This is a genomic window from Burkholderia sp. HMSC10F09 (assembly GCF_001806955.1).
Lineage (GTDB): Bacteria > Pseudomonadota > Gammaproteobacteria > Burkholderiales > Burkholderiaceae > Burkholderia > Burkholderia multivorans.
In genome coordinates, this window is the sequence record NZ_KV786916.1 from 19,373 (window position 1) to 27,736 (window position 8,364).

8 protein-coding genes are annotated in these 8,364 nt (G+C 68.0%); 7 read left to right on the forward strand and 1 reads right to left on the reverse strand.

Annotated elements, in window-relative coordinates:
* The first annotated feature begins 16 nt into the window (after window positions 1-16).
* The 7 genes from HMPREF3115_RS26590 (at window position 17) to HMPREF3115_RS26620 (ending at window position 8,032) form a co-directional block, all read left to right on the forward strand.
* Complete coding sequence (locus HMPREF3115_RS26590) at window positions 17-637, forward strand: TetR/AcrR family transcriptional regulator (RefSeq protein ID WP_070556781.1); 621 nt, start codon at window positions 17-19, stop codon at window positions 635-637.
* Between the two features lie 217 nt (window positions 638-854).
* Window positions 855-1,898, forward strand: coding sequence for an NADP-dependent oxidoreductase (locus HMPREF3115_RS26595; RefSeq protein ID WP_070556782.1), 1,044 nt, complete (start codon window positions 855-857; stop codon window positions 1,896-1,898).
* Window positions 1,899-1,976: 78 nt separating this feature from the next.
* Window positions 1,977-2,276 (forward strand): putative quinol monooxygenase, encoded by a 300-nt coding sequence (locus tag HMPREF3115_RS26600; protein WP_070556784.1) that lies wholly within the window; start codon window positions 1,977-1,979, stop codon window positions 2,274-2,276.
* 121 nt (window positions 2,277-2,397) lie between these two features.
* On the forward strand, window positions 2,398-2,853 hold the full coding sequence (locus HMPREF3115_RS26605; protein ID WP_070556787.1) for a (2Fe-2S)-binding protein: 456 nt from the start codon (window positions 2,398-2,400) through the stop codon (window positions 2,851-2,853).
* A gap of 1 nt (window position 2,854) precedes the next feature.
* Window positions 2,855-5,074 (forward strand): xanthine dehydrogenase family protein molybdopterin-binding subunit, encoded by a 2,220-nt coding sequence (locus HMPREF3115_RS26610; RefSeq protein ID WP_070556789.1) that lies wholly within the window; start codon window positions 2,855-2,857, stop codon window positions 5,072-5,074.
* 14 nt (window positions 5,075-5,088) lie between these two features.
* The gene (locus HMPREF3115_RS26615) at window positions 5,089-6,393 is read left to right on the forward strand and encodes a c-type cytochrome (RefSeq protein WP_070556791.1); all 1,305 of its coding nucleotides are present in this window, start codon (window positions 5,089-5,091) and stop codon (window positions 6,391-6,393) included.
* A 193-nt stretch (window positions 6,394-6,586) separates the two neighbouring features.
* Complete coding sequence (locus HMPREF3115_RS26620; RefSeq protein ID WP_006403526.1) at window positions 6,587-8,032, forward strand: NAD-dependent succinate-semialdehyde dehydrogenase; 1,446 nt, start codon at window positions 6,587-6,589, stop codon at window positions 8,030-8,032.
* A 114-nt stretch (window positions 8,033-8,146) separates the two neighbouring features.
* On the opposite strand, the gene HMPREF3115_RS32060 is transcribed toward HMPREF3115_RS26620, so the two are convergent.
* Window positions 8,147-8,364: hypothetical protein (locus tag HMPREF3115_RS32060; RefSeq protein WP_083302309.1), on the reverse strand; the 218-nt coding region annotated here is incomplete at its 5' end.

Sequence of the window (8,364 nt, forward strand, 5' to 3'; positions counted from 1 at the left end):
GCTACCATACGCCATCATGAATGCATCCTCGGGCGCGGAAGTCCGCCAGCACATCCTCAATATCGCGAAGCCGATCATGCTCCACAAGGGGTTTTCGGCGGTCGGTCTGAACGAGATTCTCGCTGCGGCGGGCATCCCGAAGGGGTCGTTCTACCATTACTTCGGCTCGAAGGAGGCGTTCGGCGAAGCGCTGCTCGAGTCGTATTTCGAAGGCTACCTGGAGCATCTCGACAACCTGTTCGAGCGCCAGCCCGGCACGGGCGCCGAGCGGATGATGACGTACTGGAGCAATTGGCTGCACACGCAGTGCGCGGACGATCCCGAGGGCAAGTGCCTCGCGGTGAAGCTGGGCGCGGAAGTGTCCGACCTCTCCGAGGCGATGCGCGCGGTACTGCGGCGCGGCACGAGCCAGATCGTCGAACGGCTGGCGGCATGCATCGAGGCCGGCCTCGCGGACGGTTCGCTGCGCGGCATCGAGGATCCGTCGCACACCGCTGCGCTGCTGTACGAGCTGTGGCTCGGTGCGACGCTGCTGGAGAAGATCCACCGCAACCGCAAGCCGCTCGAAACCGCGATGGCCGCGACGCGGCAGCTGCTGAACCTGCCGCCGTCCGCGCCCGACGAGGCGCGGACATAAGCGGGCGCGCTGCGGCGCGCCTTGTTTTTACCTATCACACTAGACGACTGGTCTACTCATGGCGATCGCGATTCCTCCCCCGTTTTTGCCCTCGCAGCATCCGCGCCCGCAAGGGCAGCGGGGCGATCGCAGCGCATCGTGGATCGCGCGTAGTCCGCTCGTCCTTTCCTGATTCGATCGCGTGCGTGCACACGCATCCTTGTTGACGGAGGCTCATATGTCGCAAAGCAAGACCGCAAACCGCCGTATCGTCCTCAATTCGCGCCCGGTCGGCGCGCCCACCCCCAACGACTTCCGCCTCGAAACCGGCGACGTGCCGACGCCCGGCGCCGGGCAGGTGCTGCTGCGCACGGTATGGCTGTCGCTCGATCCGTACATGCGCGGCCGGATGAGCGACGCGCCGTCGTATGCGCCGCCCGTGCAACTTGGCGACGTGATGGTCGGCGGCACGATCAGCCGTGTCGTATCGTCGAACCTGCCGGCGTTCCGCGAGGGCGACCTCGTCGTCGCGGCGGGCGGCTGGCAGGACTATGCGCTGTCCGACGGCAGCGACCTGATTCCGCTCGGCCGCGATTTCCCGCATCCGTCGCGCGCGCTCGGCGTGCTCGGCATGCCCGGATTCACCGCGTATACGGGGCTGCTCACGATCGGCGAGCCGAAGGCTGGTGAAACGGTCGTCGTCGCGGCCGCGAGCGGTGCGGTCGGCGCTGTCGTCGGCCAGATCGCGAAGCTGAAGGGTTGCCGCGTGATCGGCGTCGCGGGCGGCGCCGACAAATGCGCGTACGTGACCGGCACGCTCGGCTTCGACGCGTGCATCGACCATCGCGATCCCGCCTTCGCGAGCCAGTTGAAGGCTGCCTGCCCGAACGGGATCGACGTGTACTTCGAGAACGTCGGCGGCGCCGTGTTCGACGCGGTCTGGCCGCTGCTCAACAACCACGCGCGCGTGCCGGTGTGCGGCTTGATCGCGCATTACAACGACACCGCGCTGCCGGCCGGCCCCGATCGTCTGCCGAAGCTAATGACGACGATCCTGAGCAAGCGCATCCGCATGCAGGGTTTCATCATCCTCGATTACTATGCGACCGGCTATGCGCCGTTCCTGAAGGACATGAGCGAATGGGTCGCGCAGGGCAGCGTGAAGGTGCTCGAGGACGTGATCCCCGACCTGACCGACGCGCCGGCCGCACTGATCGGCCTGCTCGCCGGCAAGAACTTCGGCAAGGTCGTCGTGCGCGTCGGCCCCGACGAACTCGTGTAACCGTTCCACGCATTCGCGGACCGGCGCCGGAAGACGTCGACCCGCTACGTTGTCGATCGCTTTTTCAAAGGAGAAATCATGGCGCTCTACGTGATGGCCTCGCTGTTTCCGAAACCCGAACACGCGCAAGCCGTCGAGGCCGAACTGCGCAGCATGGTCGCGAAGACGCGGACCGAACCGGGCAATCGCCAATACGACCTGTTCCGCGAAGAGGGCGGCTCGCCGAACCTGCATCTGTTCGAAGTCTACGACGACCAGGCCGCGTTCGACGCGCACCTCGCGAGCCCGTACTTCGTCGCGTTCCGCGACAAATCCGCCGACTGGTTCGCGTTGCCGCCGGTGATCAAGGTGCTGAGCGGCATCGACGTCGCCGACTGACGTATCGCGTACCGCGCCCCGTCGCGACGGGGCCGCATGCAGCCGCCGCGCCCGCGCGGCGGCGACGACGACACGGCGCATCCAGCGCGCCGCTTCCCCACACACCGGCCCCGGAGGCTGAATGGTCACTCTGAACATCAACGGCGAGACCCGCACGGTCGACGCCCCCGACGACATGCCCTTGCTCTGGGTGCTGCGCGATCTCGTCGGCCTGACCGGCACCAAGTTCGGCTGCGGCATCGCGCAGTGCGGCGCGTGCACCGTGCATCTCGACGGCGTCGCCGCGCGCTCGTGCGTGTTGCCGGTCGCGGCGGTCGCGGGCCGCAGGATCACGACGATCGAAGCCGTCGGCGCGACGCCGGCCGGACAAAAGGTCCAGCAGGCATGGCGCGCACTCGACGTCGTGCAGTGCGGCTACTGCCAGTCCGGCCAGGTGATGGCGGCCGCTGCGCTGATCGCGTCGAACCCGAAGCCGACCGACGCCGACATCGACGCCGCCATGGCCGGCAACATCTGCCGCTGCGGCACGTACCATCGGATTCGTGCGGCGATCAAGCAAGCCGCGCAGGAGGTCTGACATGTCGCGCGGACTGATCGAAGCAGGCCATGCCGGCGCCGCCATGTCGCGCCGTTCGTTTCTGCGCTTCGGCATGTCGCTCGGCGCGGCGGCCGGCGGCGGACTGCTGCTCGGCTTCAGCCTGCCGGCCGCGGGCGACCATACGCGGCGCTCGGTGATCGGCGGCGACGCGGACGAACCCGCGCGGGCGGGCGTGTTCGCGCCCAACGCATTCGTGCAGATCGACCGTAGCGGCCGCGTCACGCTCGTGATGCCCAAGGTCGAGATGGGGCAGGGCGTTTACACCGCGCTGCCGATGCTGATCGCGGAAGAGCTCGAGGTGCCGCTGTCGAGCGTGACGCTGGATCATGCGCCGCCGAACGAAAAGCTGTTCCTCGATCCGCTGCTCGGCGGCCAGTTGACCGGCGGCTCGACGTCGGTGCGCTACGCATGGGAGCCGCTGCGTCGCGCCGGTGCGACCGCGCGCGTGCTGCTGGTGTCGGCGGCCGCGAAGCAATGGAACGTCGAGCCGACCGCCTGCCACGCGGAGAACGGCGAGGTGCGCCATCCGCCGAGCGGCCGTCGTGCATCGTACGGCGAGCTCGCGGACGCGGCCGCAAAGCTGCCGGTGCCGGCGGACGTCGCGCTGAAAAAGCCCGAGCAGTTCAAGCTGATCGGCACGCCAGCGAAGCGCCTCGACTCGCCGGAGAAAGTCGACGGTGTCGCGCAATTCGGACTCGACGTGCGGCTGCCCGGGATGCTCTATGCAGTGATCGTGAACAGCCCGGTGTTCGGCGGCACCGTTGCGAGCGTTGACGATACGGCCGCGAAGAAGATTCCCGGCGTGCGTCAGATCGTGCGCGTCGACGACGCCGTCGCGGTGGTCGGCGATCACACGTGGGCGGCCAAGCGCGGCGCATCGGCGCTGGTCGTCAAATGGAACGAAGGCGCGAACGCCAACGTGTCGACGAAGGATCTGTTCGCCGATCTCGCGCAGGCTGCCGCGAACGGCAAGGGCGCGGTCGCTCGCAAGGACGGCGACGTCGACCATGCCTTCTCGAACGCGAAGACGCGCGTCGACGCGGTGTACGAACAGCCGCTGCTCGCGCACGCGACGATGGAACCCGTGAACTGTACCGTGCACGTGCGCAGCGACGCCTGCGAGGTGTGGGTCGGCACGCAGGTGCCGACGCGCGCCCGCGACACCGCGCAGCGGATCACCGGCCTGCCTGCCGAGCGCATCGTCGTGCACAACCACCTGCTTGGCGGCGGCTTCGGCCGCCGGCTCGAAACCGACATGATCGGCCAGGCCGTGAAGATCGGCAAACAGGTCGGCGCGCCGGTGAAGGTCGTGTGGACGCGCGAAGAGGACATCCAGCACGACATGTACCGGCCGTGCTACCACGACCGGATCTCGGCCGCGCTCGACGCGAACGGCAAGCCGATCGCATGGCGGCACCGGATCGTCGGCTCGTCGATCCTCGCGCGCTTCGCGCCGCCGGCTTTCAAGGACGGTGTCGATCCCGACGCGGTGGAGGTGGCGATCGATCTGCCGTACGACGTACCGAATCAGCTGATCGACTACGTGCGGCAGGAGCCGCGCCATGTGCCGACCGCGTTCTGGCGGGGCGTCGGGCCGACGCGCAGCACCTTCGTCGTCGAAAGCTTCATCGACGAACTCGCCGCGCAGGCCAAAACCGATCCGGTCCAGTACCGGCGCGCGCTGCTCGACAAGACGCCGCGTGCGCGCAACGTGCTCGACATCGCGACGAAGGCGGCCGGGTGGGGCGCGGCGTTGCCGCAAGGGCAGGGCCGCGGCGTCTCGGTGATGCATGCGTTCGGCAGCTTCTTCGCGATCGTCGCCGACGTCGCGGTCGACGACGGTGAAGTGCGCGTGACGCGCGTCGTCTGCGCGGTCGACTGCGGGATGACCGTGAACCCGAACACGATCGAGGCGCAGGTGCAGGGCGGCATCATCTTCGGCATCACGGGCGCGCTGTACGGCGAAGTGACGATCGAGAACGGCCGCGTGATGCAGCGCAACTTCAACGACTATCGCGTGCTGCGGATCAACGAGACGCCGCCGATCGACGTGCATATCGTGAAGAGCGGCGAAGCGCCGGGCGGGATCGGCGAGCCCGGCACCGCGGCGACCGCCGCGGCCGTCGCGAACGCGATCTTCGCGGCGACCGGCAAGCGGCTGCGCAAGCTGCCGATCGGCAACCAGCTGAAAACGGCCTGAGGGGAGCGGCGACCATGCGAAACCTGAACCTGAGTGCGCGTGCGCTCTGCGCGTCGTTGCTCGCGCTGTCGGCACTGGTGACCGCGACGACCGCACACGCGGCGCAAGCGGCGCCCGCCGACAGCGCACTCGTCGCGCGCGGGGCCTATCTCGCGAAAGCCGGCGACTGCGTCGCGTGCCACACCGCGCCGCGCGGCACGCCGTTCGCGGGCGGCCTGAAGATGGCCACGCCGATGGGCGCGATCTACACGACGAACATCACGCCCGACACGGAAACCGGTATCGGCGGCTATACCGAAGCGGAGTTTGCCGACGCGTTGCGCAAGGGCGTCGCGAAGGACGGCCATCGGCTGTACCCGGCGATGCCGTACCCGTCGTACGCGAAGCTGAGGGACGACGACGTGAAGGCGTTGTATGCATACTTCATGCACGGCGTCGAACCGGTGAAGCAGGCGAACCGGCCGTCCGACATTCCGTGGCCGCTCAACATGCGCTGGCCGCTCGCGTTATGGAACATGGTGTTCCTCGACACGACGCCGTACGCCGACAAGCCGGCGAAGGACGCGATGTGGAACCGCGGCGCCTATCTCGTGCAAGGGCTCGGCCACTGCGGCTCGTGCCATACGCCGCGCGGTGTCGGCTTCCAGGAGAAGGCGCTCGACGAAAGCGGCGCGGCGTTCCTGTCGGGCGCGTCGATCGACAACTGGTTCGCGTCGAACCTGACGGGCGAGCACAATACGGGGCTCGGCCGCTGGAGCGAGGCCGACGTCGCGCAGTTCCTGAAAACCGGCGCAAACCAGCACGCGACCGCGTTCGGCTCGATGGTGAGCGTGATCAACCACAGCACGCAGGAACTGACCGGCGACGATCTGGCGGCGATCTCGCGCTACCTGAAGTCGCTGCCCGCGGCAGGCGGCACGGGCGCGCCCGAGTACCGCTATGATGCGAAGGCGACGCAGGCTGCACTGGCGCGACCGTCGGCCGATCCGGGCGCAAAGGTCTATAGTGCGTACTGCGCGCATTGCCACGGCACGGACGGGCGCGGCTACGCGCCGCTCCTCGCGCCGCTCGCCGGCAATCCGAACGTGCTCGAACGCGATGCGTCGTCGCTGATCAACGTGACGCTGAACGGCAGCGACACGCTTGTGATCGACGGCGTGCCTTCCGCGTATCCGATGCCGGCGTTTGCCGGCCAGCTGAACGACCGGCAGATCGCCGACGTGCTGACGTTCATGCGTGCCGGATGGAGCAACGGCGCGCCGGCCGTGCAGCCCGCGGATGTCGCGAAGCTGCGCAAGGCGACCGCCGCCGCGCAATGAGTGCCGTGCGGATCGTCGGCGACACCGATCCGCGATCGCATGCCGGCCAGTGCCGGCCGGCATGCCGACCGAACCGCGGGCGACGAGCCCGCACCGAACGCCGCCGCGCGCATTGCGCCGGCGACGCCCCTGATAACCGGCGTGCCGCCGTCCGCGGCGGCACGCTTTTTCGACGTAAAGCAGAGGTGTCTGGATGGCAAACGTGACTTATACGGATACGCAACTCCTGATCGACGGCGAGTGGGTCGACGCCGCGAGCGGCAAGACGATCGACGTGGTAAACCCGGCGACCGGCAAGGTGATTGGCAAGGTGGCCCACGCGGGCATCGCCGATCTCGATCGTGCGCTGGCCGCCGCGCAGCGCGGCTTCGAAGCATGGCGGAAGGTGCCGGCGCACGAACGCGCGGCGACGATGCGCAAGGCCGCGGCGCTGGTGCGCGAGCGCGCCGATACGATCGCGCAACTGATGACGCAGGAACAGGGCAAGCCGCTTACGGAGGCGCGGATCGAAGTGCTGTCAGCGGCCGACATCATCGAATGGTTCGCGGATGAAGGGCGTCGCGTGTACGGGCGCATCGTGCCGCCGCGCAACCTCGGCGCGCAGCAGACGGTCGTGAAGGAGCCGGTCGGCCCGGTCGCCGCGTTCACGCCGTGGAATTTCCCGGTGAACCAGGTCGTGCGCAAGCTGAGCGCTGCGCTCGCCACGGGCTGCTCGTTCCTCGTCAAGGCGCCGGAAGAAACGCCCGCATCGCCGGCCGCGCTGCTGCGCGCGTTCGTCGACGCCGGCGTGCCGGCGGGCGTGATCGGCCTCGTGTACGGCGATCCGGCCGAGATCTCGTCGTACGTGATTCCGCACCCGGTGATCCGCAAGGTCACGTTCACCGGTTCGACGCCGGTCGGCAAGCAGCTCGCGGCGCTCGCCGGTCAGCACATGAAGCGCGCGACGATGGAGCTCGGCGGTCACGCGCCGGTGATCGTCGCGGAGGACGCGGACGTTGCGCTGGCGGTGAAGGCGGCCGGCGGCGCCAAATTCCGCAACGCGGGGCAGGTCTGCATCTCGCCGACGCGTTTTCTCGTCCACAACAGCATTCGCGACGAATTCACGCGCGCGCTCGTCAAGCATGCGGAGGGGCTGAAGGTCGGCAACGGGCTCGAGGAAGGGACGACGCTCGGTGCGCTCGCGAACCCGCGCCGGCTGACTGCGATGGCGTCGGTCGTCGAAAACGCGCGCAAGGTCGGCGCGAGCGTCGAAACCGGCGGCGAGCGGATCGGCTCGGAAGGCAACTTCTTCGCGCCGACCGTGCTCGCGAACGTGCCGCTCGAAGCGGACGTGTTCAATAACGAGCCGTTCGGTCCGGTCGCGGCGATCCGCGGCTTCGACAAGCTCGAGGATGCGATCGCCGAAGCGAACCGGCTGCCGTACGGTCTGGCCGGCTACGCGTTCACGCGTTCGTTCGCGAACGTGCATCTGCTGACGCAGCGGCTCGAAGTCGGGATGCTCTGGATCAACCAGCCGGCGACGCCGTGGCCCGAAATGCCGTTCGGCGGCGTGAAGGATTCGGGTTATGGCTCGGAGGGTGGTCCGGAAGCGCTCGAGCCGTATCTCGTCACGAAGTCGGTGACGGTGATGGCGGTTTGACGGCGGTTTGATGAAGGACGGACGCATGCGCCGCCGGTGGGTGGCGTGTGCGGTCTGTGGGATGGGGGTTCTGGCTTGTTTGGGGAGATTCTTGATTTGACATAAGGTGAATTATCAGCGGAAACGGTGTGCGGCTAAATTGAAATGTCGCGGCTGGACCTCGGCAAGCTGCCGGTTGCCGGTCAGATCGGCCGGCGATGCATCGAACAGCGCTGGCGCCATCGAAGATGGGGAATTTGGACCTGAAGTCTGGCCGCGCCGAATGGCTGGGAACTGACGACGCGGCAACTTCGCCGGCTCGTCGGGGCCTGTCAGGAATTTTGTGTTTAAGG

Bases quoted from the DNA above. Each gene is read 5' to 3' on its own strand.
- HMPREF3115_RS26590 (WP_070556781.1), top strand. From the start codon at position 17: ATGAATGCATCCTCGGGCGCGGAAGTCCGCCAGCACATCCTCAATATC.
- HMPREF3115_RS26595 (WP_070556782.1), top strand. From the start codon at position 855: ATGTCGCAAAGCAAGACCGCAAACCGCCGTATCGTCCTCAATTCGCGC.
- HMPREF3115_RS26600 (WP_070556784.1), top strand. From the start codon at position 1,977: ATGGCGCTCTACGTGATGGCCTCGCTGTTTCCGAAACCCGAACACGCG.
- HMPREF3115_RS26605 (WP_070556787.1), top strand. From the start codon at position 2,398: ATGGTCACTCTGAACATCAACGGCGAGACCCGCACGGTCGACGCCCCC.
- HMPREF3115_RS26610 (WP_070556789.1), top strand. From the start codon at position 2,855: ATGTCGCGCGGACTGATCGAAGCAGGCCATGCCGGCGCCGCCATGTCG.
- HMPREF3115_RS26615 (WP_070556791.1), top strand. From the start codon at position 5,089: ATGCGAAACCTGAACCTGAGTGCGCGTGCGCTCTGCGCGTCGTTGCTC.
- HMPREF3115_RS26620 (WP_006403526.1), top strand. From the start codon at position 6,587: ATGGCAAACGTGACTTATACGGATACGCAACTCCTGATCGACGGCGAG.